At 63.8% G+C, this 21,836-nt stretch carries 23 protein-coding genes and 1 pseudogene; 17 read left to right on the plus strand and 7 right to left on the minus strand.

Features of this window, described 5'->3' with window-relative positions:
* Positions 1–150: 150 nt before the first annotated feature.
* The 7 genes and pseudogenes from ACDI39_RS11090 to ACDI39_RS11120 all read left to right on the plus strand — a co-directional run bounded on the left by ACDI39_RS11090 (position 151) and on the right by ACDI39_RS11120 (position 4,536).
* The gene (locus ACDI39_RS11090; protein ID WP_225788139.1) at positions 151–699 is read left to right on the plus strand and encodes an Rnf-Nqr domain containing protein; all 549 of its coding nucleotides are present in this window, start codon (positions 151–153) and stop codon (positions 697–699) included.
* Positions 696–1,508, plus strand: a pseudogene (locus tag ACDI39_RS11095) (RnfABCDGE type electron transport complex subunit B); the annotation flags it as partial. The gene ACDI39_RS11090 and the pseudogene ACDI39_RS11095, both read left to right, overlap by 4 nt.
* A 16-nt stretch (positions 1,509–1,524) precedes the next feature.
* Positions 1,525–2,496: an RnfABCDGE type electron transport complex subunit D gene (locus ACDI39_RS11100; protein WP_225788138.1), complete on the plus strand. Its 972-nt coding sequence runs from the start codon at positions 1,525–1,527 to the stop codon at positions 2,494–2,496.
* The gene (locus ACDI39_RS11105; RefSeq protein WP_368816742.1) at positions 2,493–3,095 is read left to right on the plus strand and encodes an RnfABCDGE type electron transport complex subunit G; all 603 of its coding nucleotides are present in this window, start codon (positions 2,493–2,495) and stop codon (positions 3,093–3,095) included. Before ACDI39_RS11100 ends, ACDI39_RS11105 begins: the two co-directional genes overlap by 4 nt.
* Positions 3,088–3,612, plus strand: a complete 525-nt coding sequence (locus ACDI39_RS11110) for an Rnf-Nqr domain containing protein (protein ID WP_253081546.1) — start codon at positions 3,088–3,090, stop codon at positions 3,610–3,612. Before ACDI39_RS11105 ends, ACDI39_RS11110 begins: the two co-directional genes overlap by 8 nt.
* Before the next feature lie 4 nt (positions 3,613–3,616).
* The gene (nth, locus tag ACDI39_RS11115) at positions 3,617–4,255 is read left to right on the plus strand and encodes an endonuclease III (RefSeq protein ID WP_225788135.1); all 639 of its coding nucleotides are present in this window, start codon (positions 3,617–3,619) and stop codon (positions 4,253–4,255) included.
* Positions 4,256–4,359: 104 nt separating this feature from the next.
* On the plus strand, positions 4,360–4,536 hold the full coding sequence (locus tag ACDI39_RS11120; protein ID WP_225788134.1) for a PA3496 family putative envelope integrity protein: 177 nt from the start codon (positions 4,360–4,362) through the stop codon (positions 4,534–4,536).
* 45 nt (positions 4,537–4,581) lie between these two features.
* On the opposite strand, the gene ACDI39_RS11125 is transcribed toward ACDI39_RS11120, so the two are convergent.
* Positions 4,582–5,208 carry a response regulator transcription factor gene (locus tag ACDI39_RS11125; protein WP_225788133.1) on the minus strand — a complete coding sequence of 209 codons (627 nt, stop codon included), beginning with the start codon at positions 5,206–5,208 and terminating at the stop codon, positions 4,582–4,584.
* Between the two features lie 376 nt (positions 5,209–5,584).
* On the opposite strand from ACDI39_RS11125, the gene ACDI39_RS11130 reads away from it, so the two are divergent.
* Complete coding sequence (locus ACDI39_RS11130; RefSeq protein WP_225788132.1) at positions 5,585–6,049, plus strand: hypothetical protein; 465 nt, start codon at positions 5,585–5,587, stop codon at positions 6,047–6,049.
* Between the two features lie 248 nt (positions 6,050–6,297).
* On the opposite strand, the gene ACDI39_RS11135 is transcribed toward ACDI39_RS11130, so the two are convergent.
* Both ACDI39_RS11135 and ACDI39_RS11140 read right to left on the minus strand, forming a co-directional pair.
* Positions 6,298–7,515, minus strand: coding sequence for an argininosuccinate synthase (locus ACDI39_RS11135; RefSeq protein ID WP_225788131.1), 1,218 nt, complete (start codon positions 7,513–7,515; stop codon positions 6,298–6,300).
* A gap of 128 nt (positions 7,516–7,643) precedes the next feature.
* Positions 7,644–8,603: a flagellar protein MotY gene (locus tag ACDI39_RS11140; RefSeq protein ID WP_253081798.1), complete on the minus strand. Its 960-nt coding sequence runs from the start codon at positions 8,601–8,603 to the stop codon at positions 7,644–7,646.
* Between the two features lie 130 nt (positions 8,604–8,733).
* Here ACDI39_RS11140 and pyrC point away from each other — a divergent pair, with 130 nt between their 5' ends.
* Positions 8,734–9,780: a dihydroorotase gene (gene pyrC / locus ACDI39_RS11145; protein ID WP_225788129.1), complete on the plus strand. Its 1,047-nt coding sequence runs from the start codon at positions 8,734–8,736 to the stop codon at positions 9,778–9,780.
* Positions 9,777–10,448 (plus strand): ribonuclease T, encoded by a 672-nt coding sequence (gene rnt / locus ACDI39_RS11150; RefSeq protein ID WP_225788128.1) that lies wholly within the window; start codon positions 9,777–9,779, stop codon positions 10,446–10,448. The genes pyrC and rnt overlap by 4 nt, the downstream gene beginning before the upstream one ends.
* 298 nt (positions 10,449–10,746) lie before the next feature.
* On the opposite strand, the gene ACDI39_RS11155 is transcribed toward rnt, so the two are convergent.
* Positions 10,747–11,349 carry a peroxiredoxin gene (locus tag ACDI39_RS11155; protein WP_225788127.1) on the minus strand — a complete coding sequence of 201 codons (603 nt, stop codon included), beginning with the start codon at positions 11,347–11,349 and terminating at the stop codon, positions 10,747–10,749.
* 215 nt (positions 11,350–11,564) lie between these two features.
* Here ACDI39_RS11155 and ACDI39_RS11160 point away from each other — a divergent pair, with 215 nt between their 5' ends.
* Together ACDI39_RS11160 and bfr are read left to right on the plus strand one after the other, a co-directional pair.
* Positions 11,565–11,786, plus strand: a complete 222-nt coding sequence (locus tag ACDI39_RS11160) for a bacterioferritin-associated ferredoxin (RefSeq protein ID WP_225788126.1) — start codon at positions 11,565–11,567, stop codon at positions 11,784–11,786.
* Positions 11,787–11,985: 199 nt separating this feature from the next.
* Positions 11,986–12,459, plus strand: coding sequence for a bacterioferritin (gene bfr, locus ACDI39_RS11165; RefSeq protein WP_225788125.1), 474 nt, complete (start codon positions 11,986–11,988; stop codon positions 12,457–12,459).
* 249 nt (positions 12,460–12,708) lie between these two features.
* Here the strand turns inward: bfr and grxD are convergent, their stop codons facing one another.
* Together grxD and ACDI39_RS11175 are read right to left on the minus strand one after the other, a co-directional pair.
* Positions 12,709–13,044: a Grx4 family monothiol glutaredoxin gene (gene grxD / locus ACDI39_RS11170; RefSeq protein ID WP_043206518.1), complete on the minus strand. Its 336-nt coding sequence runs from the start codon at positions 13,042–13,044 to the stop codon at positions 12,709–12,711.
* A 91-nt stretch (positions 13,045–13,135) separates the two neighbouring features.
* Positions 13,136–15,244, minus strand: coding sequence for a molybdopterin oxidoreductase family protein (locus tag ACDI39_RS11175; RefSeq protein ID WP_486538669.1), 2,109 nt, complete (start codon positions 15,242–15,244; stop codon positions 13,136–13,138).
* A 365-nt stretch (positions 15,245–15,609) separates the two neighbouring features.
* Here ACDI39_RS11175 and argF point away from each other — a divergent pair, with 365 nt between their 5' ends.
* Both argF and ACDI39_RS11185 read left to right on the plus strand, forming a co-directional pair.
* Positions 15,610–16,530: an ornithine carbamoyltransferase gene (gene argF / locus ACDI39_RS11180; RefSeq protein ID WP_225788123.1), complete on the plus strand. Its 921-nt coding sequence runs from the start codon at positions 15,610–15,612 to the stop codon at positions 16,528–16,530.
* A complete protein-coding gene (locus ACDI39_RS11185; protein ID WP_225788122.1) occupies positions 16,527–17,636 on the plus strand; it encodes an ABC transporter ATP-binding protein in 1,110 nt (369 codons plus the stop codon). Before argF ends, ACDI39_RS11185 begins: the two co-directional genes overlap by 4 nt.
* A 62-nt stretch (positions 17,637–17,698) precedes the next feature.
* On the opposite strand, the gene ybaK is transcribed toward ACDI39_RS11185, so the two are convergent.
* Positions 17,699–18,169: a Cys-tRNA(Pro) deacylase gene (gene ybaK, locus ACDI39_RS11190; protein WP_225788121.1), complete on the minus strand. Its 471-nt coding sequence runs from the start codon at positions 18,167–18,169 to the stop codon at positions 17,699–17,701.
* A 303-nt stretch (positions 18,170–18,472) separates the two neighbouring features.
* Between ybaK and ACDI39_RS11195 the strand changes: the two genes are divergently transcribed.
* From ACDI39_RS11195 to glpR, 3 genes are all read left to right on the plus strand, one after another.
* Positions 18,473–19,324, plus strand: a complete 852-nt coding sequence (locus ACDI39_RS11195; protein WP_225788120.1) for an MIP/aquaporin family protein — start codon at positions 18,473–18,475, stop codon at positions 19,322–19,324.
* 62 nt (positions 19,325–19,386) lie between these two features.
* Positions 19,387–20,877, plus strand: a complete 1,491-nt coding sequence (gene glpK / locus ACDI39_RS11200; RefSeq protein WP_225788119.1) for a glycerol kinase GlpK — start codon at positions 19,387–19,389, stop codon at positions 20,875–20,877.
* Positions 20,878–21,072: 195 nt separating this feature from the next.
* The gene (glpR, locus tag ACDI39_RS11205) at positions 21,073–21,828 is read left to right on the plus strand and encodes a DNA-binding transcriptional repressor GlpR (RefSeq protein ID WP_225788118.1); all 756 of its coding nucleotides are present in this window, start codon (positions 21,073–21,075) and stop codon (positions 21,826–21,828) included.
* Positions 21,829–21,836: the final 8 nt, after the last annotated feature.

Raw genomic sequence — 21,836 nt, forward strand, 5'->3', positions numbered from 1 at the left:
ACCTGGGAGCCAGCTTGCCGGCGATGGGGCGCGAAGCGGCCCCAGGACTGCAAGGCACCGCTTGACCAGCACAGGGCCCCGCCCCACAGGCCCTCTGCTACCTCAATAAGCTATGTTTAATGACGGCAGCTCCCAGCCATCGGCATCCCCATGAGCGACTACATCCTGGTCCTGGTCAGCGCTGCGCTGGTCACTCACCTGATCCTGCACAGGGAGCCCGTCTCTCGCCTGCGGATCCATGCGCTCGGCCTGTCCGGCGCACTGGTGATCGCCTTGGGGCTGACTTGCGGGCAGCTGCTGCAGGCCCTGGTGCTGGTGCCGCTGGGCTTGCAGGCGTTGCAGTTGTTCCTGTTCCTGCCCCTGCTCGCCCTACTGGCCTGGGGTGTGCCACGCCTGCTGGCACGCCTGCGGCCTGATTGGCCGCTGGAGCACATGCCCACCCAGTTGGCGGCCACTGTCGTGCTGCTAGGCTTGCTGTTGCAGGCCTCCCACGACCCGCAACGATGGCTGGCGACCCTGGCCTGGGGCCTGGCCGGCGGGCTGGGCTTCTGGCTCGCCCTGGCGCTGTTCGACGACCTGCGCCAGCGCAGCGATCATATCGACATGCCCGTCGCCCTGCGCGGGTTGCCCATCGAGTTGCTCGGCGCCGGGGTGATGGCCATGGCCTTCTCCGGTTTCAACGGATTATTCACACAATGAGCCTGATTCAACGCATCGACGCCCTGCTCCCGCAAACCCAGTGCGGCAAGTGCGGCCATGCCGGTTGCCGCCCCTACGCCGAGGGGCTGGCCGCTGGCGAGGCGATCAACAAATGCCCGCCGGGCGGCGACGAAACCATCGCCGCACTGGCACGACTGCTGGATGTACCGGTGATCGCGCTCGACCCGACCCGTGGCAGCGCCCCATCCCAGGTGGCCTATATCCGCGAAGCCGAATGCATCGGCTGCACCAAGTGCATCCAGGCCTGCCCAGTGGATGCCATCGTCGGCGCCGCCAAACTGATGCACACGGTGATCGCCAGCGAGTGCACCGGCTGCGACCTGTGCCTGGCCCCCTGCCCGGTCGACTGCATCGACCTGGTCGCCGTACCGGACAATGTGGTGCCCATCGTCAGTGGCCTGGCACGTACCGCCGAGCAATTGAGCGCACGCACCCAGCGACGCGACCATGCCCGTCATCGCCATGAACAACGCAATGCCAGGTTGCGACGCGAAGAAGCACGCCGGCAGGCGCAGCAGCTGGCGCGCCAGCGAGGCGCGGCCGTCTCGACGCCCGACAGCGCCGCCCCCCAAGACCCGATCAAGGCGGCCATCGAGCGGGTCAAGGCGCAGAAGGCCGCCAATGCCGATGCCACGCTGAAGCAGGCGAAGATCGCCGCGGCCATGAGCCGCGCGCAGTTGAGCAAAGCCCGCAGCGCCTTCGGCGCTACCCCCAACGACGCACAACGCGCCCAACTGCACGCCTTGGAAGCGGCCGCCGAACAGGCCCAGCAACGCCTCGATGCTCTGCTGGCCGGGCCAGGCCATGTCAGCGCCTGACCCACGCCTGCGCTCGGCCATGGGCCTGGTGCTGCTGGCCTGCGTGCCGGGCCTGCTGAGCCTATTCTGGCTCCAGGGCTGGGGGGTGTTGTTCAACCTGTTGCTGTGTGCCGGCACCGCCCTGGCCTGTGAAGCCCTGCTGCTGGCCATGCGCGGCCAGCCCCCGGCGCCGGCACTGGCCGATGGCAGTGCCCTGGTCAGCGCCGTGCTGCTGGCCGTCGCCCTTCCCCCCCATGCGCCCTGGTGGTTGCCGGTCATCGCCGCGACCGTGGCCATCGGCATCGGCAAGCAGGCCTTTGGTGGCGTCGGCCGCAACCTGTTCAATCCGGCGATGGTCGGCTATGCCTTCGTTCTCCTGAGCTTTCCCTTGCAGATGACCCAGTGGCCGGGCCAGGCGAGCGGGTTCCTGGACAGCCTGCAACTGGCCTTCACCGGCCACGGGCAGATCGATGCCTGGGCCCAGCCCACGGTGCTCGACGGCCTGCGCCATAATCGCAGCCTGACCGTCGAGGAACTGTTCGCCCAGCATCCGGGATTCGGCAGCATCGGTGGGCGCGACAGCGAGTGGGTCAACCTGGCGTTCCTGCTTGGCGGGCTGTTCCTGCTGCAGCGCAAGGTCATCAGTTGGCATGCGCCAGCCGGGTTGCTGGCGGGCCTGTTCCTGTTCAGCCTGCTGTGCTGGAACGGTTCGGGCTCCGACTCCAACGGCTCGCCGCTGCTGCACCTGTTCTCCGGTTCGACCATGCTGGCCGCCTTCTTCATCGCCACCGAACCGGTGTCGGGCCCCAAGGCCCCCCTGGCTCGGCTGTTGTTCGGGCTCGGCGCCGGCGTGCTCATCTACCTGATCCGCACCTGGGGCAACTACCCCGACGGTACGGCATTCGCCATCCTCCTGATGAACCTTGCCGTGCCCGCCCTGGAGCGCCAGGCCGCACGCCGCCAGCAGGCCACCCCATGACGCCGGCGCTGCGCAATGCCGTGCTGCTGGCACTGGTCGCCGGCCTGGCCGTGGCGGTGACATTGGCCTGGCGCCAGTGGACCCAGGCCCCGATCGCCGAAGCCGAACAGCAACTGCACGCCCGGCGCTGGCTGGCGGCACTTCCCCAGGACAGATACGACAACCAGCCCCTGCAAGCGCCCCTGCCCCTGGCCGCTACGCGCCTGCCCCACAGCCAGCTGCTGGCCGGCTACCGCGCGACACGAGCCGGCAAACCCAGCGCTATCCTGCTGCGCAGCCAGACCCAGGGATATGGCGGGCCGATCCTGCTGATGATCGCCATCGATCCGGACGGGCGCCTGCTGGGGATACAGGTGCTGGAACAACAGGAGAGCCCAGGCCTGGGCGCCCGCCTGGCCGATCCCCAGGCGCATTGGCTGGAGCAGTTCTCGGGCCGTACGCGCGCAGGCAGCTGGGCACTGAAACGCGACCAGGGCGAGTTCGACCAGTTGGCAGGCGCCACCGTCACCTCGCGCGCAGTGATCGCGGCGCTGCAGGATGCCCTGCGCTACTTCGACGAACACCGTGCCTCCTTGCTGGGGGAAGACGCCCATGAATAGGTTCTGGTTGCCGGGCATCAGCCTCGTGCCGCTGCTCGGCGCAACTTCGACACTGGCACAAGCCATCACGATAGGCCTGAGCACCCTGGTGCTGATGGTGCTGCACCAGGGCCTGATGGCCCCGCTGCGCGCGCCACTTACCGGGGCCGCGCGCCTGCTGGCGAGCCTGCTGCTGCTGGCGGCCCTGGCGAGCTGCCTGCAACTGGGGCTGCGGGCCTGGGCCCTGCCGCTTGCCTTGACGCTCGGTCATTACCCGGCCCTGCTCAGCGTGCAGTGCCTGGCAGCGGACTGTCTGCTCCCCGACGCATCACGCTGGCGCTACCTGGCGATCCATCTCGCCGGCCTGCTGGCCCTGTACGTGCTGCTCGGCGCCTGCCGCCAATGGCTGACCCTGGGGCCGGGCCTGCACCTGGCCAGCCTGGCCCCGGGCGGGTTGATACTGCTCGGCCTGCTGCTGGCCTTGTACAATCGTCTGCGTCCGGGCCCTGCCCCCTCACGCCGTCAAGGAAGCCTCTGACCCCATGAATGCCGCCAAACGCCTGGAGATCTTTCGCAGGCTGCACGAAGACAATCCCGACCCCAAGACCGAACTGGCCTATACCACCCCCTTCGAACTGCTGATCGCCGTGATCCTTTCCGCCCAGGCGACGGACGTGGGTGTCAACAAGGCCACCGCCCGCCTGTATCCGGTCGCCAATACCCCCGAGGCCATCTATGCCCTGGGGGTCGATGGCCTGAGCCAATACATCAGGACCATCGGCCTGTACAACAGCAAGGCGAAGAACATCATCGAGACCTGCCGCCTGCTCATCGAGCAGCATGGCAGTGCGGTACCCCAGACCCGCGAAGCGCTCGAAGCCTTGCCCGGGGTAGGCCGCAAGACCGCCAACGTGGTGCTCAACACTGCCTTCCGGCAACCGACCATGGCGGTCGACACCCATATCTTCCGGGTCAGCAACCGGACCGGCATCGCCCCCGGCAAGACGGTGCTGGAGGTGGAAAAGAAGCTGGTCAAGTTCGTGCCCAAGGACTACCTGCTCGACGCCCACCATTGGCTCATCCTGCATGGCCGCTATGTCTGCCAGGCCCGCAAGCCGCGTTGTGGGAGCTGCCGTATCGAGGATTTGTGCGAGTACAAGCACAAGACCTCGGACGATTGAAGCAATAGAGAAAAACGCGCGTATACGATTGAAAAAATCTTTTTTACCGGACTCAGCTTTCTCGCTATAAGGACGGCCAATGGCCCCTTGGCTTGGAGTAAATCATGAGCACCGATAAAGACGACCTGTCGATCGACGATGATCTCACCACCTTGGAAGACGACGTAGAGCCTCCGGTGGAACCCGCGAAGACCAACCTGAGCAAACGCCGCACCATCGACAACCTTCTCGAGGAGCGGCGCCTGCAGAAGCAGCTGGCCGACTACGACTACGACCTGTAGCCATCGGACACCCGAGAAAGCCTCCCTTGCGGAGGCTTTTGCGTTTCAGGTCAGGTCGTGGCGCTGGGCAAGTTCGATGAGGTCGACCAGCGACCGGGCATTGAGCTTGAGCAACAGCCGGGTCTTGTAGGTACTGACGGTCTTGTTGCTGAGGAACATGCTGTCGGCGATTTCCTTGTTGCTCCTGCCGCGCGCCAGTTGCTGCAGCACCATCATCTCCCGGCCGGAGAGACGTTCGACCATTTCCTTCTCGCTGCCGCCATTCACGCAGGTACGGCTCTTGTGCAAGGCCTGGTTGGGGAAGTAGCTGTATCCGGACAATACCGCCTTGATCGCACTGAGCAACTCGGTCAGTTCCTGTTGCTTGCATACGTAGCCAGCAGCGCCGGCCTGCATGCAACGCATCGAGAAATGCCCTGGCGCCTGGGAGGTGAGCACCAGGACCTTGCTCCCCGGGCTGGCACCGGTCATGCGGGCGATGACCTCCAACCCATCGAGCCTGGGGATGCCGATATCCAGCACCACGATATCGGGCAGGCACTCCCGGGTCAGTTGCAAAGCATCCACACCATTGTCGGCTTCCGCCACCACCTCGTAACCATGCCGCTCCATCAGCATGCGTACGGCCAGGCGGATAACCGGATGATCATCCACGATAAGCACTTTATTCATGCGATATCCATTGATTCGTTATTCTAATTTGAAGCACCACAATAACTTAGCCAATCACTGAATGGTGCGGTGATTTACGGCACACGGCCAGACAAAGAAGAAGCCTACATAAGTTAGAGAAATATCCTACAGCCTTGCTTTTAGGGCAGTCCCATCGGCCGCCCGTTCAAAGATGCCCAAACGCTAGCACTGACTTCTACCCGGGCCAAGTTCGTATCGTTCTTCCTAACTGAAGGAATATTCCAGTCGTATCGGTAATTAATAACTGCAATCGGGCAGAATTAAGGAAGTATTGCTTCAGCGGGAAATAATCCATCTTTCCGTCCACAACGGGAACGGGATAGAGATAGGAAAAATCGCTAATCAGGCAAGCGCCATGCGGCATACAGAATCCATCAGTCCCCTGACGATCATCGCCATCTTCGCCGGCATCATCGAGGCGTCCGCCTTGGCATCGTTGCCGTTTCTCAGCGAAAACAGCCAGACGATCTACACCTGGTTCTTGGTCGGTTTTCCGTTTTTCCTGACGGTATTGTTTTTTCTCACCCTGAACTTCAATTATCGGTCGCTGTACCAGCCGGCACGGCCGGAACCGGCAGCCCAGGCTGACGCCTCGTCGTCGAAGGTGAGTACGGATCAGGCCGATGCACGGAAAGCCATGACCATTGCGCTATCCGGCCCCGATACGCGCAAGATGATCGAGCAGCATATCCTGCGGACCCTGACCCAGCCTCATGCGCGCGCACGCACCTGGGTGCTCCACAACCTGGATACCCGGACCTGCATTCACCTGTCGGTGAACGCCCTGGAGCATGGCGAAGAGAAGTGGACGCCCCGCTGATCCCGGGGCTTGAAAAAAACCGGCACAAGGCCGTAATGCTGTTCACTTAAGCCATTGGGGCCGCCTTGCGGCCCTTCGCGGGCGAGCCCGCTCCTACAGGATCGTGCATTCCTTGAGGTTTGCAGCGTAGCTTGTGGGAGCGGGCTCGCCCGCGAAGGGCCGCAAGGCGGCCCCAATCGATGTCATATCCGACTTAAGTGAGCAGCATTACGGCACAAGGCCGGGGGTCTGTCTGCCCTACATGCCGATCAGAGCAGCGAACGGCCCTTGTTGGCGGCAATGCGCATGCGTAGTGCATTGAGCTTGATGAAGCCAGCGGCATCGGCCTGGTTGTAGGCGCCACCGTCTTCCTCGAAGGTCGCGATGTTGGCATCGAACAGCGAGTCGTCCGACTTGCGGCCGACGACGACGACGTTACCCTTGTACAGCTTCAGGCGCACCACGCCATTCACGTTGACCTGGGAGGCGTCGATCATCTGCTGCAGCATCAGGCGCTCCGGGCTCCACCAGTAGCCGGTGTAGATCAGGCTGGCGTACTTGGGCATCAGCTCATCCTTCAGGTGAGCGACTTCGCGGTCCAGGGTGATCGACTCGATGGCACGGTGGGCCTTGAGCATGATGGTGCCGCCGGGGGTTTCGTAGCAGCCGCGGGACTTCATGCCGACATAGCGGTTCTCGACGATGTCCAGGCGACCGATGCCGTTCTCGCCGCCGATGCGGTTGAGGGTGGCCAGCACGGTGGCCGGGGTCATCTCGACGCCGTCGATGGCGACGATGTCACCGTTGCGGTAGGTGAGCTCGATGTAGGTCGGCTTGTCGGGGGCGTTCTCCGGGGAGACGCTCCAGCGCCACATGTCTTCCTCGTGCTCGGTCCAGGTATCTTCCAGGACACCGCCCTCGTAGGAGATGTGCAGCAGGTTGGCGTCCATCGAGTACGGCGACTTCTTCTTGCCGTGGCGCTCGATCGGGATGCCGTGCTTCTCGGCGTAGTCCATCAGCTTCTCGCGGGACAGCAGGTCCCATTCGCGCCATGGCGCGATGACCTTGACGCCTGGCTTGAGCGCATAGGCGCCCAGCTCGAAGCGCACCTGGTCGTTGCCCTTGCCGGTGGCGCCATGGGAAATGGCGTCGGCGCCAGTTTCGTTGGCGATCTCGATCAGGCGCTTGGCGATCAGCGGACGGGCGATGGAAGTACCCAGCAGGTACTCGCCTTCATAGACGGTGTTGGCGCGGAACATCGGGAAGACGAAATCGCGCACGAACTCTTCGCGCAGGTCGTCGATGTAGATTTCTTTCACGCCCAGGGCCTGTGCCTTGGCGCGGGCCGGCTCGACCTCCTCGCCCTGCCCCAGGTCAGCGGTGAAGGTCACCACTTCGCAGTTGTAGGTATCCTGCAGCCACTTGAGAATCACCGAAGTATCAAGGCCGCCGGAATACGCCAGTACGACCTTTTTTACGTCCGCCATGCCATCACTCCACGGGGTTGTACGGAAAGCCGTCGATTCTACCGGCCCTGCCGAAAAATTTACAGTGGGGCGACAGCTTGTGACGACAAAGCGACAAGAACTGTCGAGAGCGCGACCACCGGTCGCACTCAGGACGCCTTGCCGGCCGGTGGTACGGCGGTAGCAGGGGCCGGTGCGTTGGCTGCCGGCGCCGCAGGTGGCTGCGCAGCAGGCTTTTGCTGGGGCTGCTCGACCGGCGTGACACGATCGAGGGTGATGTTGACCCGGCGGTTGCGCGCACGGTTGGCGGCGCTGTTGTTCTTCACCAGCGGGTAGCGCTCGCCATGGAAGCGCACGCTGATCTGCTCTTCGGGCACGCCGTGGGCCTTGAGGTAGTCGGCGACCGCCAGGGCCCTGCGCCGCGAGGTGTCACGGTTGGTCAGGCGATTGCCGCTGTTGTCGGAGTGACCGTCGAGCTCGATGTGGTTCACCGACGGGTCGGCCTTGAGGTAGTCGAGGATCACGTCCAAGCGGGCGCGGGCCGCGCTGTCCAGGTCGATGCCCGCGCTGGGGAAGCCTACCTGGGTCTGGCGGATCTGGTCGAAGTTCATCGGCAACAGCTTGCCCACGCACAGCTGGTAGTCGCTGTAGGCCTTGGCGAAACTCACCGGCAGCACGCGCACTTCCATGGGCCTGCCACCTTCGCCGGTGTAGTTGCGCACCACCGTGCTGCGCCCATCGAGCAGGCCATTGATCAAACGGCTGGCCTGGCCCTGGGAGGAGCTCAAGAGCACCCCGCTGCGCCCCAGTCGTACCGCGCCGAGGTTGATGTCGCCCCGCCCGGGCTGCCAGGGCGCCGCGGCGGCCAGCAAGGTCGCCGAGCCTGCGCCCAGGACGTTGCTGTGCGAGCGCAGTTGGAAAACCGCCTGTTCACCGGCTCGCCGCACGAACTCGCCACTGCCGAAACCGTCGATCGGCTGGACCAGCCGGCATTCGAACTGATCGCCCTCGACTGTCCAGGCGATGTTCTCCACGCGCGTCTGGAAGGTCAGTGCCCCAGCCGGCAGGCTGGCAAGCAGGGTGAACAGGGCTAGGTAACGCTGGTGCACAGGCGGCTCCACAGATTCTGGCGGCTTACCAGCAGGCTATCGGACGCCGCCCGGAAAACTTGATAGCCGTGCTCGCCCCGGGGTTTTCCGGTAGCATTCGTCCTTGAGTTCGAACCGCCTGGAATCCCCAATGTCCGATCGCCTGACCCTCCTGCGCCCCGACGACTGGCACATCCATCTGCGCGATGGTGCCGTCCTCCCCCATACCGTCGGCGATGTGGCGCGCACCTTCGCCCGCGCCATCGTCATGCCCAATCTCGTTCCGCCGGTGCGCGATGCCGCCGAAGCCGGTGCCTACCGTGAGCGTATCCTCGCCGCGCGGCCTGCCGGCAGCCGCTTCGAGCCGCTGATGGTGCTGTACCTCACCGACCGCACCAGCCCCGAGGATATCCGCGCGGCCAAGGCCAGCGGTTTCGTGTACGCCGCCAAGCTGTACCCGGCCGGCGCCACGACCAACTCCGATTCGGGCGTGACCAGCATCGACAATATCTTCCCAGCCCTCGAGGCCCTGGCCGAGGCCGGTATGCCGCTGCTGGTGCACGGTGAGGTGACGCGCGCGGAAATCGACGTGTTCGATCGCGAGAAGCGCTTCATCGACGAGCATATGCGGCGTGTGGTCGAGCGCTTCCCCACGCTGAAGGTGGTGTTCGAGCACATCACCACTGCCGATGCCGCGCAATTCGTCACCGAGGCGCCCGCCAACGTCGGCGCGACCATCACCCCCCAGCACCTGCTGTACAACCGTAACCACATGCTGGTGGGCGGTATCCGCCCGCACTTCTATTGCCTGCCGATCCTCAAGCGCAACACCCACCAGGTGGCGCTGCTGGACGCGGCCACCAGCGGCAACCCCAAGTTCTTCCTCGGCACCGACTCGGCGCCGCATGCCCGCCATGCCAAGGAAGCCGCCTGTGGCTGCGCCGGCTGCTACACCGCCTATGCGGCCATCGAGCTGTATGCCGAGGCATTCGAGCAACGCAACGCACTGGACAAGCTGGAAGGCTTCGCCAGCCTGCACGGCCCGGCCTTCTATGGCCTGCCGGCCAACACCGACACCATTACCCTGGTCCGCGAAGAGTGGGCCGCCCCGGACAGCCTGCCGTTCGGCGACAACACCGTGGTCCCGCTGCGCGCCGGTGAAAAACTGCGCTGGCGCCTGCTGGAGGGCAAGGCGTGAGCGAAGTTCTCTTTGATGATGACCAGGAAGGTCAAGGCGGTGGTTCGCGCCATCCGATGGCCGAGCGTTTTCGCGGCTACCTGCCGGTGGTGGTCGACGTCGAGACCGGTGGCTTCAACTGCGCCACCGATGCGTTGCTGGAGATCGCCGCGGTCACCATCGGCATGGACGAGAAGGGTTTCCTGTTCCCGGAGCACACCTACTTCTACCGCGTCGAGCCGTTCGAAGGCGCCAACATCGAGCCGGCGGCCCTGGAGTTCACCGGTATCAAGCTGGATCACCCGCTGCGCATGGCGGTGAGCGAGGAAACCGCGCTCACCGACATCTTCCGCGGGGTGCGCAAGGCATTGAAGGCCAATGGCTGCAAGCGGGCGATCCTGGTCGGCCACAACAGCAGCTTCGACCTGGGCTTCCTCAATGCCGCGGTGACGCGCAACGACCTCAAGCGCAACCCGTTCCACCCCTTCTCGAGCTTCGACACCGCCACCCTGGCGGGCCTTGCCTACGGCCAGACCGTCCTGGCGCGAGCCTGCCAGAGCGCCGACATCGACTTCGACGGCCGCGAGGCCCACTCGGCACGCTACGACACGGAGAAGACTGCCGAGCTGTTCTGCGGCATCGTCAATCGCTGGAAGGAAATGGGCGGCTGGCGGGACTTCAACGACTGAGCGGCAAGCGAGAGTCGGGCACGAACAGCTTTTTCTCGAAACCCCAAGCGAAAAAAAACCGGCCACGAAGGCCAATGCCAGTCAGTTAAGACTTTCAGTTGTCATTTGGGGCCGCTTCGCGCCCCATCGCCGGCAAGCCGGCTCCCACACTGTCCGTGCAAACCGCATCATGTGTGGTCGCCGCGGTCCCTGTGGGAGCCGGCTTGCCGGCGATGGGCTGCAAGGTAGCCCCAAAAATGACAAAGCGCCGCTTAACTGACTGACATTGGCCACGAAGGCCGGTTTTTTTCGCGGGCGATTACAGCTTGCCGGCGTTCTCGCTCAGGTAGGCAGCGACGCCTTCCGGCGAAGCGGTCATGCCCTTGTCGCCTTTCTTCCAGTTGGCCGGGCAGACTTCGCCGTGCTCTTCGTGGAATTGCAGGGCGTCGACCAGGCGCAGCAGTTCGTCCATGTTACGGCCCAGCGGCAGGTCGTTGATGATCTGCGAGCGAACGACACCGTTCTTGTCGATCAGGAAGGCGCCACGGAAGGCAACGCCGCCCTCGGACTCGACGTCATAGGCCTTGCAGATCTCATGAGAGATATCGGCCGCCAGGGTGTACTTGACCTGGCCGATACCGCCCTTGTCGACCGGGGTGTTACGCCAGGCGTTGTGAGTGAAGTGCGAGTCGATCGACACGCCGATCACTTCCACACCGCGCGCCTGGAAGTCAGGAATGCGGTTGTCCAGGGCGATCAGCTCGGACGGGCAGACGAAGGTGAAGTCCAGCGGGTAGAAGAACACCAGGCCGTACTTGCCCTTGATGGCCGAAGCCAGGTTGAAGCTGTCGACGATCTCGCCGTTGCCCAGCACGGCTGGAACGGTGAAATCCGGGGCTTGTTTACCAACGAGCACGCTCATTCGTTATCTCCTGATGATGGTGAAAAACCGTGGCCCGGACGGGTAGACCCGCCCGGCATCCGACAAAGGCCGCCCATCATACACGGCTTCGCGTGACAGGCCGAATGCCAACCGCCGGTCGCGCGAATGCGCACCGGGCGAGAATGCGCTTTGACAAGCATTCTCATTACCATTAATCTCCAAGCCATCAAATCAACCAGCTATGGTCTGACCTTATGTATGTGTGTCTTTGTGTCGGCGTCACCGACGGACAGATCCGCGATGCGATCTATGAAGGATGCTGCAGCTACAAGGAAGTCCGAGCCGCCACCAATGTCGGCAGCCAATGCGGCAAATGCGCCTGCCTGGCCAAGCAGGTGGTCCGCGAAACCCTGACCGACCTGCAGGTCAGCCAGCAAGCCGCCCTGCCCTACCCCGTTGAATTCAACGTGGCCTAGACAACGAATTCGAAGAACCGGACCTTGTGTCCGGTTTTTTTATGTCTGAAATTCAATAAGTTAGCACCATAACGCGGTTCACAAACATTCTTATTCCTATTAAATTTCACTTATTATTCAATAACTTAGGTTTGACAGAAGAAGTTATCGGGCTCAAACTTCCTTGTATTGGCACACTTCTACAGGGCAGGAACCCGACATGAAAGGCGACGTAAGCGTCATCCAGCATCTCAACAAGATCCTCGGAAACGAGCTGGTCGCGATCAACCAGTACTTCCTGCACGCGCGCATGTACGAAGATTGGGGCCTGAACAAGCTCGGCAAGCACGAGTACAAGGAATCCATCGACGAGATGAAGCACGCTGACAAACTGATCAAGCGTATCCTCTTCCTCGAAGGCATCCCCAACGTGCAGGACTTGGGCAAGCTGCTGATCGGCGAGCACACCAAGGAAATGCTCGAATGCGACCTGAAGATCGAGCAGAAAGGCCTGGTCGACCTCAAGGCCGCCATCGCCCACTGCGAGACTGCCGGCGACTTCGGTTCGCGCGAGCTGCTGGAAGACATCCTCGAATCCGAGGAAGAACATATCGACTGGCTGGAAACCCAGCTGGGCCTGATCGACAAGATCGGTATCGAGAACTACCTGCAGTCGCAGATGGGCGAAGAATAAGGCAAGCAATGGTCAGGGCTGCCTCGCAGTCCTTTCACGACACAAGGCCGCTTCCACACGCACAGCGCTTATGAAGAATAGCGCCATGCCTGTGGAGCGGCCTTGTTTCATATGCCAGCCAGGCAAGCGGCATTGAGGCTGCTTGCAGCCTATCGCCGGCAAACCGGCGATGGGCCGCGAAGCGGCCCCAGAATGGCGGCTGAAAGACCGGCCGTGAATACGTCAGCGGCCTCCCAGACGATGGCCGATTCAGGCCTCGGAAGCCTTGGCCTTGGCGGCAGCTTCCTTGATCAGGGTCTGCAGCTCACCCTTCTCGAACATCTCGAGCATGATGTCGCTGCCGCCGACCAGCTCACCGCCGACCCACAGTTGCGGGAAGGTCGGCCAGTTGGCGTACTTGGGCAGGTTGGCGCGGATTTCCGGGTTCTGCAGGATGTCGACGTAGGCGAACTTCTCGCCACAACCCATCACGGCCTGCGCGGCACGCGCCGAGAAGCCACACTGTGGGGCATTCGGCGAGCCTTTCATGTAAAGCAGAATGGTGTTGTTGGCAATCTGCTCTTTGATTGTTTCGATGATATCCATGGAGCACCTCGGCTGAACTTTCCGACGCGGTCGTCGGCACGGTGACGCATTGTAACGGAAAGCCGAGCAGCATGCTCGGCCCTGCCGGCCTTCAGGCGGCCTCCACATGCACAGGGACGCCATTGAGCACGGCATTGCCCGATACAGCATCGAGCAGGTGCTCGTCGGTGAGGTCATTGGCGCTGACCCCGGGCTGGCTGCTGGCGATGCGCAATTGCGCGCCCTGGCGCCCGTGCCCGTAGCCATGAGGCAGGCTGACCACGCCCGGCATCATCTCCTCGCTGGCCTGGACCTGCACTTCCAGCTCACCTGTACGCGAGCGGATCCGCACCCATTGGCCATCCGCCAGCCCGCGCGCCTGCAGGTCCTGCGGATGCATCAGCAACTGATGGCGTGGCTTGCCTTTCACCAGCCGATGGAAATTATGCATCCAGGAATTGTTGCTGCGCACATGCCGGCGACCGATCAGCAGCAGTTGGTCCGGTGCAGGCGGCCTCTGCCGAGCCAGGCGTTGCAGGTCGTCCAGCAAGGCCGCAGGCGCCGCCTCGATGGCCTGGCTGGCGGTGCGCAGGCGCCCGGCCAGGTTCGGCCGCAACGGCCCCAGGTCCAGGCCGTGGGGATGGAGATCCAGGGTCTGCAGCGACAACCGCCAGGGTGAATCGTCGCCATGGCGGCCCTGGCGCAGGGCCAGGTCGATCATCTGCGCCGGTGCCAGGGTCGGCTTGAGTGCCAGCCCGGCACGCTCGGCGTAGGCCCTGGCCAGGCCGACGAAGATCTCCCAGTCGTGCAACGCGCCCTCCGGCCTGGGCAGGATCGCCCGGTTGAAGCGCGTGACATTGCGCACCGCCAGCAGGTTGAAGGTGGTGTCGTAGTGGTCGTTTTCCAGCGCCGAGGTAGAAGGCAGGATCAGGTCGGCGTGACGGGTCGTCTCGTTGATGTACAGGTCGATGCTGAGCATGAAGTCGAGCCCCGCCAAGGCCTCGTCCAACTGCCGGCCATTGGGCGTGGATAACACCGGATTGCCGGCCACGGTCACCAGCGCCCGCACCTGCCCCTCGCCGGGCGCCAGGATTTCCTCGGCCAAGGCAGCCACCGGCAGCTCGCCACCATATTCCGGCAGGCCCGAGACCCGGCTCTGCCACTGGTTGAAATGCCCGCCCGAGGTACTGCCCACCAGGTCGACCGCAGGCTCGGTGCACAGCGCCCCACCCTCGCGGTCGAGATTGCCGCTGACCAGGTTGATCAATTGCACCAGCCACTGGCAGAGGGTCCCGAAGGCCTGGGTGGAAACGCCCATGCGCCCATAGCACACCGCCCGCTCGGCCGCCGCGAAATCCTCTGCCAGTTGGCGGATATCGGCCGCCGCGATACCGCACAGCCCGCTCATCGCCTCGGCGCTGAACGGCATAATCGCCTCGCGTACCTGCTCGAGCCCGTTCACTGGCAGGTGCGAGCCCTGGGCCAGGCCCTCGGCGAACAGGGTGTTGAGCATCGCCGCCAGCAGCGCAGCGTCGCCACCGGGGCGAATGAACAGGTGACGGTCGGCCATCGCCGCTGTCTCGCTGCGCCGAGGATCCACCACCACCAGCCGACCACCCCGCGCACGCAGGGCCTTCAGGCGCTTCTCCACATCCGGCACGGTCATGATGCTGCCATTGGAAGCCAGCGGGTTGCCGCCGAGGATCAGCATGAAATCGGTGTGGTCGATATCCGGCACCGGCAACAGCAGGCCATGGCCGTACATCAGGTAGCTGGCCAGATGGTGGGGCAATTGGTCCACCGAGGTGGCGGAAAAACGGTTGCGGGTCTTGAGTAGGCCGAGAAAGTAGTTGCTGTGGGTCATCAGCCCGTAGTTGTGCACGCTGGGATTGCCCTGGTACACCGCAACGGCATTGCGCCCATGGGCCTGCTGGATACTCCACAGCCTGTCGGCGGCCAGGGCGAAGGCCTCGTCCCAGGCGATCGGCTGCCAGCCCCCGCCGACCCGCCGGTGGGGTTGGCGCAAGCGGTCGGGGTCGTCCTGGATGTCCTGCAGGGCCACGGCCTTGGGGCAGATATGGCCACGGCTGAACGGGTCGTGCGGGCCGCCCTTGATCGAGGCGATGCGTACCCGCCCATCGGCTTCGTGGGCCAGTTCGATGTTCAGGCCACAAATGGCCTCGCACAGGTGACAGGCTCGGTGATGCAAGGTCGTGCTCATGGCCGCCTCCGCCGTGACGTTGTGGAACTGCGACTATGCGCTCGCGCCGCAGCGCCGACCAGCGAGGTTCGCCGCATGAATCCCGCGACATCAGGCGGCACGATTGGCGACGCAAGGTTTGCCAAGCGGCCTGCAAGCCGTGTACAAAACCTGTAGAAAATAAAAAACAGTCGCTGCACAACGGGTTACGACATCCTTTGCAACAGAGCGACCGCTCCCCCCCTTGGTTTGAGGCGACATTTAATTATAGTATTGCGCCTTTCCCTATTCCGTCCGCCCCGTGCGGCTTACGCCGCAGGTCACTCCCGTTGTCAAGAAAACCCATACGGTCGACCTGCAAACCGTTGCAGATAAGGTAGTCAATCATGAGCGCTAGGCACTTTCTCTCCCTGATGGATTTCACTGCTGACGAATTGCTCGGCGTGATCCGTCGAGGCATCGAGCTGAAGGACCTGCGTAACCGCGGCGTGTTGTTCGAGCCGCTGAAGAACCGCGTGCTGGGGATGATCTTCGAGAAGTCCTCCACGCGCACCCGCCTGTCGTTCGAAGCCGGCATGATCCAGCTCGGCGGCCAGGCCATCTTCCTGTCGCCCCGCGATACCCAGCTGGGCCGCGGCGAGCCGATCGGCGACAGCGCCATCGTCATGTCGCGCATGCTCGATGCGGTGATGATCCGTACCTTCGCCCACGGTACCCTGACCGAGTTCGCCGCTCACTCGCGCGTCCCGGTGATCAATGGCCTGTCCGACGACCTGCACCCTTGCCAGCTGCTGGCCGACATGCAGACCTTCCTCGAACACCGTGGCTCGATCCAGGGCAAGACCGTGGCCTGGATCGGCGATGGCAACAACATGTGCAACACCTATGTCGAAGCGGCGATCCAGTTCGACTTCCAACTGCGCGTGGCCTGCCCGGAGGGCTATGAGCCCGATCCGCGCTTCCTCGCCCAGGCCGGCGATCGCGTGCAAGTCATGCGCGACCCGAAGGAAGCGGTGCGCGGCGCTCACCTGGTGAGCACGGATGTCTGGACTTCCATGGGCCAGGAGGAGGAAACTGCACGGCGCCTGGCGCATTTCGCGCCTTACCAGGTCAACCGCGAACTGCTCGACCTGGCGGCACCCGACGCCCTGTTCATGCACTGCCTGCCCGCCCACCGTGGCGAGGAAATCAGCCTGGACCTGCTCGACGACCCACGCTCGGTCGCCTGGGACCAGGCCGAGAACCGCCTGCATGCGCAGAAGGCCCTTCTGGAATTCCTTGTAGAACCGGCTTACCACCACGCATGAGTCAACCCCTATTGCTCAACCTGCGCAACCTCGCCTGCGGCTACGGCGACCAGCGCATCGTCCAGAACCTCAACCTGCACCTGAACGCAGGCGACATCGGTTGCCTGCTGGGCTCCTCGGGCTGCGGCAAGACCACCACCCTGCGCGCCATCGCCGGCTTCGAGCCGGTGCACGAAGGCGAGATCCAGCTGGCCGGCGAGGTCATTTCCCGCGCCGGCTTCACCCTCGCGCCGGAAAAACGCCGGATCGGCATGGTATTCCAGGACTACGCCCTGTTCCCGCACCTGACCGTGGCGCAGAACATCGCCTTCGGGTTGGGCAAGCATCCACGCCAGGGCGAGGTGGTCGAGGAGATGCTCGAGCTGGTCAAGCTCGGCAAGCTGGGGGGACGCTATCCTCATGAGTTGTCCGGCGGCCAGCAACAGCGCGTGGCCCTGGCCCGGGCCCTGGCTCCGGAACCACAACTGCTGCTGCTCGACGAACCCTTCTCCAACCTCGACGTGGAACTGCGCCGGCGCCTGAGCCATGAGGTCCGCGACATTCTCAAGAGCCGCGGGACCAGTGCCATCCTGGTGACCCATGACCAGGAAGAAGCCTTCGCCGTCAGCGACCATGTGGGCGTCTTCAGGGAAGGACGCCTGGAGCAGTGGGACACGCCCTACAACCTCTACCACGAACCGCAGACGCCCTTCGTGGCCAGCTTCATCGGCCAGGGCTATTTCATCCGCGGGCAGATGAGCAGCCACGAGGCGGTCAATACCGAGCTGGGCGAGCTGCGCGGCAACCGTGCCTACATCATGGCGCCAGGCAGTTCGGTGGATGTGCTGTTGCGCCCGGACGACATCGTCTACGCACCGGACAGCGACCTGCGGGCGAACATCATCGGCAAGAGCTTCCTCGGCGCCTCTACCCTGTATCGCCTGCTGTTGCCCACCGGCAGCCAGCTGGAGGCGATCTTCCCGAGCCATGTCGATCATCAGGTCGGCGAGGATGTCGGCATTGCCGTGTCTGCCGACCACCTGGTGCTGTTCCCGGCACCAGGCAGCGTCGCGGCGCAGTTGCCACGCCCGGAGAACGGGGTACGACGCTACAGTTCGGCGACCTGAGTTTCAGCGGAGCTTGGGCTTGCTCGCGAAAGGGCCAGCTCAAGCTTCGCAACGGCAAAAACTCAGCCCCGCCCAATCCCGGCGAACGTCGCCTGGGTATGCGTAGCCAGCACCGCCGCCGCCAGCTCCACCTCCAACCCGCGTCGTCCAGCGCTCACATGGATGGTTTCGAACTGTTGCGCCGATTCGTCGATGAAGGTGCGCAAGCGCTTCTTCTGCCCCAGCGGGCTGATCCCGCCCACCAGGTACCCCGTGGCGCGCTGCGCCGCAGCTGGATCGGCCATCTCGCATTTCTTCACACCCGCCGCCTGGGCCAGCGCCTTCAGGTCGAGGGTGCCGCCCACCGGCACCACCGCCACCAGCAACTCACCCTTCTCGCTGCAGGCCAGCAGCGTCTTGAACACCCTCTGGGGATCGAGCCCGAGCTTTTCCGCCGCCTCCAGGCCATAGGACGCAGACTTGGGATCATGTTCGTAGCTGTGCACGCGGTGTTCGGCACGTGCCTTCTTCAGCAGGTCGAGGGCGGGGGTCATGTACGGCTCCAGTCGATGACAGGTCGGCGGCTACTTTAGGGCAAATCCTACAGGCCAGCCAGCACATGGCTGACATGCCTCACGACCTCCGAGTTCGCAGTGAATGCAACCAGTCAGATTGTGGCCGACCGTTCACTTTCGACCTTTGACATCAGCGTTTCTTGTCTATATTTTTTCGTTTGCGAATATTCGATGCACTTTTAAGGTGCATTTTCTTACGTCCGCCCGGGGTCAATGGGGATAGACACCGGGCTTTGCTGTCGAGCGCCCAGCGCCTCACAACAACAAGAACCGAGGTCATACATGACGACTGCTGCAAGACAACCGACGCTTTCCGGCCAGTGCACGGCCGAGTTCCTCGGCACCGCTCTGCTCATCTTCTTCGGCACAGGCTGCGTCGCCGCGCTCAAGGTCGCCGGCGCCAGCTTCGGCCTGTGGGAAATCAGCATCATCTGGGGGATCGGCGTGAGCATGGCGATCTACCTCACCGCCGGCGTGTCCGGCGCGCACCTGAACCCGGCCGTGAGCATCGCCCTGTGCCTGTTCGCCGGCTTCGACAAGCGCAAGCTGCCGTTCTATGTCCTCGCCCAGGTCTGCGGTGCCTTCTGCGCCGCCGCGCTGGTCTACACCCTGTACAGCAACCTGTTCTTCGATTTCGAACAAGCCCACGCCATGGCCCGTGGCAGCCAGGCCAGCCTGGAGCTCGCCTCGGTGTTCTCCACCTACCCGCATCCGGCGCTGTCCATCGCCCAGGCCTTCCTGGTCGAATTGGTCATCACCGCTATCCTCATGGCGGTGATCATGGCCCTGACCGACGACGACAACGGCCTGCCCCGCGGCGCCATGGCGCCCTTGCTCATCGGCCTGCTGATCGCCGTGATCGGCAGTGCCATGGGCCCGCTCACCGGCTTTGCGATGAACCCGGCGCGGGATTTCGGGCCCAAGCTGATGACCTTCCTGGCCGGCTGGGGCGAGATCGCCTTCACCGGCGGACGCGACGTGCCCTACTTCCTGGTGCCGCTGTTCGCTCCGATCCTCGGCGCCTGCCTGGGCGCCGCCTTGTATCGCGGCCTGATCGCCCGCCACCTGCCGATGGCACAAGCCGCGAACCGGCAAACAGACGATAATCCTCAGGGCGACACCCAGGTTTCCTGACGCCGCCGGGCCCCGGGCCCGGCCTGCCCTGACCTACTCCTATTTTGTGCAAGGCCACCGACATGACAGATACCCAGGACAAGAACTACATCATCGCCCTGGACCAGGGCACCACCAGTTCGCGGGCCATCATCTTCGACCGTGACGCCAACGTGGTCGGTACCTCCCAGCGCGAGTTCGTGCAGCATTATCCGCAGGCCGGCTGGGTCGAGCACGACCCGATGGAAATCTTCGCCACGCAGAGCGCGACCATGGTCGAAGCCCTGGCCCAGGCCGGCATCAGCCATGCCCAGGTGGCCGCGCTGGGCATCACCAACCAGCGCGAGACCACCGTGGTCTGGGACAAGGAAACCGGCCGCCCGGTGTACAACGCCATCGTCTGGCAATGCCGGCGCAGCACCGAGATCTGCGAGCAGCTCAAGCGCGACGGCCATGAGGCGTACATCCGCGAAACCACGGGCCTGGTCACCGACCCGTATTTCTCCGGCACCAAGCTCAAGTGGATCCTCGACAACGTCGACGGCGCCAGGGCCCGCGCCGAACGGGGCGAGCTGCTGTTCGGCACCGTCGACAGCTGGCTGATCTGGAAATTCTCCGGCGGCAAGGTGCATGTCACCGACTACACCAATGCCTCGCGCACCCTGATGTTCAACATCCACACCCTGCAGTGGGACGAGAAGCTCCTCGAGATCCTTGGCATTCCACGGCAGATGCTGCCAGAGGTACGTCCGTCTTCGCAGGTGTACGGCCATACCAAGAGCGGCATCGCCATCGCCGGCATCGCTGGCGACCAGCAATCGGCACTGTTCGGCCAGATGTGCGTGGAGCCCGGCCAGGCCAAGAACACCTATGGCACCGGCTGTTTCCTGCTGATGAACACCGGCGACAAAGCGGTGAAATCTTCCCATGGCCTGCTCACCACCATCGCCTGCGGCCCTCGCGGCGAGGTGGCCTATGCCCTGGAAGGCGCGGTATTCAACGGCGGCTCCACCGTGCAATGGCTGCGCGACGAACTGAAGATCGTCAACGATGCCTTCGACACCGAATATTTCGCCAGCAAGGTCAAGGACAGCAACGGCGTCTACCTGGTGCCGGCCTTCACCGGCCTTGGCGCACCGTACTGGGACCCCTACGCCCGTGGCGCACTGTTCGGCCTGACCCGTGGGGTGAAGGTCGATCACATCATCCGTGCGGCCCTGGAGTCGATCGCCTACCAGACCCGTGACGTGCTCGACGCCATGCAGCAGGACTGCGGCCAGCGCCTGAGCGAACTGCGCGTGGACGGCGGCGCGGTGGCCAACAACTTCCTCATGCAGTTCCAGGCCGACATCCTCGGCACCTGCGTCGAACGGCCAAGGATGCGCGAGACCACGGCGCTCGGCGCCGCCTACCTGGCCGGCCTGGCCTGCGGCTTCTGGAGCGGCCTGGACGAGTTGCGCGACAAGGCGATCATTGAGCGCGAGTTCAGCCCGCAGCTGGACGAGGCGCAGAAGGAGAAGCTCTACGCCGGCTGGAAGAAAGCGGTGGATCGTACCCGCGATTGGGAGGCGTAGGCTGCAAGCTGCAAGCTGCAAGCTGCAAGCTGCAAGCTGCAAGCTGCAAGCTGCAAGCTGCAAGCTGCAAGCTGCAAGCCAAGCATAGGGACACCGGCTGGCGTGTTCGGCTTTTCTTGTCGCTTGTAGCTTGCCGCTTGCCGCTGCCTTTTGGTTTCATTGCAGAATTTGTCCGGCAGCCCAAAAGGACCGCCCATGAATCTGCCTCCCCGCCAACAACAAATCCTCGAACTGGTGCGCGAGCGCGGTTACGTCAGTATCGAAGAAATGGCCCAGCTGTTCGTCGTCACCCCGCAAACCATCCGCCGCGACATCAACCAGCTCGCCGAAGGCAACCTGCTGCGCCGCTACCATGGCGGCGCAGCCTACGATTCGAGCATCGAGAACACCGCCTACGCCATGCGCGCCGACCAGATGCGCGACGAGAAACAGCGCATCGCCGAAACCGTGGCCCGGCAGATTCCCGACCATGCCTCCTTGTTCATCAACATTGGCACCACCACCGAATCCATCGCCCGTGCCCTGCTCAACCACAACCACTTGAAGGTCATCACCAACAACTTGCACGTGGCCGCGATCCTCGGCGCCAAGGATGATTTCGAGGTGCTGGTGGCCGGCGGCACCGTACGCCGCGACGGCGGTGTGGTCGGCCAGGCCAGCGTCGACTTCATCAATCAGTTCAAGGTCGACTTCGCCCTGGTCGGCATCAGCGGCATCGACGAGGATGGCAGCCTGCTGGACTTCGACTACCAGGAAGTCCGGGTATCCCAGGCGATCATCGCCAATGCCCGCCAGGTGATCCTCGCCGCCGACTCCAGCAAGTTCGGCCGCAACGCCATGGTACGCCTCGGCTCGATCAGCCTGGTCGACTGCCTGGTGACCGACCAGGCGCCCTCTCCCGCCCTGACCCAGCTACTCAACCAGCACAAGATCCGCCTGGAAGTGGTCTGAGCAGCCCA

Source organism: Pseudomonas sp. Tun-23181, assembly GCF_057415455.1.

Bases quoted from the DNA above. Each gene is read 5' to 3' on its own strand.
- glpK (WP_225788119.1), top strand. From the start codon at position 19,387: ATGACAGATACCCAGGACAAGAACTACATCATCGCCCTGGACCAGGGC.
- ACDI39_RS11100 (WP_225788138.1), top strand. From the start codon at position 1,525: ATGTCAGCGCCTGACCCACGCCTGCGCTCGGCCATGGGCCTGGTGCTG.
- nth (WP_225788135.1), top strand. From the start codon at position 3,617: ATGAATGCCGCCAAACGCCTGGAGATCTTTCGCAGGCTGCACGAAGAC.
- ACDI39_RS11155 (WP_225788127.1), bottom strand. From the start codon at position 11,349: ATGAGCGTGCTCGTTGGTAAACAAGCCCCGGATTTCACCGTTCCAGCC.
- ybaK (WP_225788121.1), bottom strand. From the start codon at position 18,169: ATGACCCCCGCCCTCGACCTGCTGAAGAAGGCACGTGCCGAACACCGC.
- grxD (WP_043206518.1), bottom strand. From the start codon at position 13,044: ATGGATATCATCGAAACAATCAAAGAGCAGATTGCCAACAACACCATT.
- ACDI39_RS11090 (WP_225788139.1), top strand. From the start codon at position 151: ATGAGCGACTACATCCTGGTCCTGGTCAGCGCTGCGCTGGTCACTCAC.
- ACDI39_RS11110 (WP_253081546.1), top strand. From the start codon at position 3,088: ATGAATAGGTTCTGGTTGCCGGGCATCAGCCTCGTGCCGCTGCTCGGC.
- argF (WP_225788123.1), top strand. From the start codon at position 15,610: ATGAGCGCTAGGCACTTTCTCTCCCTGATGGATTTCACTGCTGACGAA.
- ACDI39_RS11160 (WP_225788126.1), top strand. From the start codon at position 11,565: ATGTATGTGTGTCTTTGTGTCGGCGTCACCGACGGACAGATCCGCGAT.
- ACDI39_RS11175 (WP_486538669.1), bottom strand. From the start codon at position 15,244: ATGAGCACGACCTTGCATCACCGAGCCTGTCACCTGTGCGAGGCCATT.
- ACDI39_RS11105 (WP_368816742.1), top strand. From the start codon at position 2,493: ATGACGCCGGCGCTGCGCAATGCCGTGCTGCTGGCACTGGTCGCCGGC.
- ACDI39_RS11135 (WP_225788131.1), bottom strand. From the start codon at position 7,515: ATGGCGGACGTAAAAAAGGTCGTACTGGCGTATTCCGGCGGCCTTGAT.
- ACDI39_RS11185 (WP_225788122.1), top strand. From the start codon at position 16,527: ATGAGTCAACCCCTATTGCTCAACCTGCGCAACCTCGCCTGCGGCTAC.
- pyrC (WP_225788129.1), top strand. From the start codon at position 8,734: ATGTCCGATCGCCTGACCCTCCTGCGCCCCGACGACTGGCACATCCAT.
- ACDI39_RS11120 (WP_225788134.1), top strand. From the start codon at position 4,360: ATGAGCACCGATAAAGACGACCTGTCGATCGACGATGATCTCACCACC.
- ACDI39_RS11195 (WP_225788120.1), top strand. From the start codon at position 18,473: ATGACGACTGCTGCAAGACAACCGACGCTTTCCGGCCAGTGCACGGCC.
- ACDI39_RS11125 (WP_225788133.1), bottom strand. From the start codon at position 5,208: ATGAATAAAGTGCTTATCGTGGATGATCATCCGGTTATCCGCCTGGCC.
- glpR (WP_225788118.1), top strand. From the start codon at position 21,073: ATGAATCTGCCTCCCCGCCAACAACAAATCCTCGAACTGGTGCGCGAG.
- bfr (WP_225788125.1), top strand. From the start codon at position 11,986: ATGAAAGGCGACGTAAGCGTCATCCAGCATCTCAACAAGATCCTCGGA.
- ACDI39_RS11130 (WP_225788132.1), top strand. From the start codon at position 5,585: ATGCGGCATACAGAATCCATCAGTCCCCTGACGATCATCGCCATCTTC.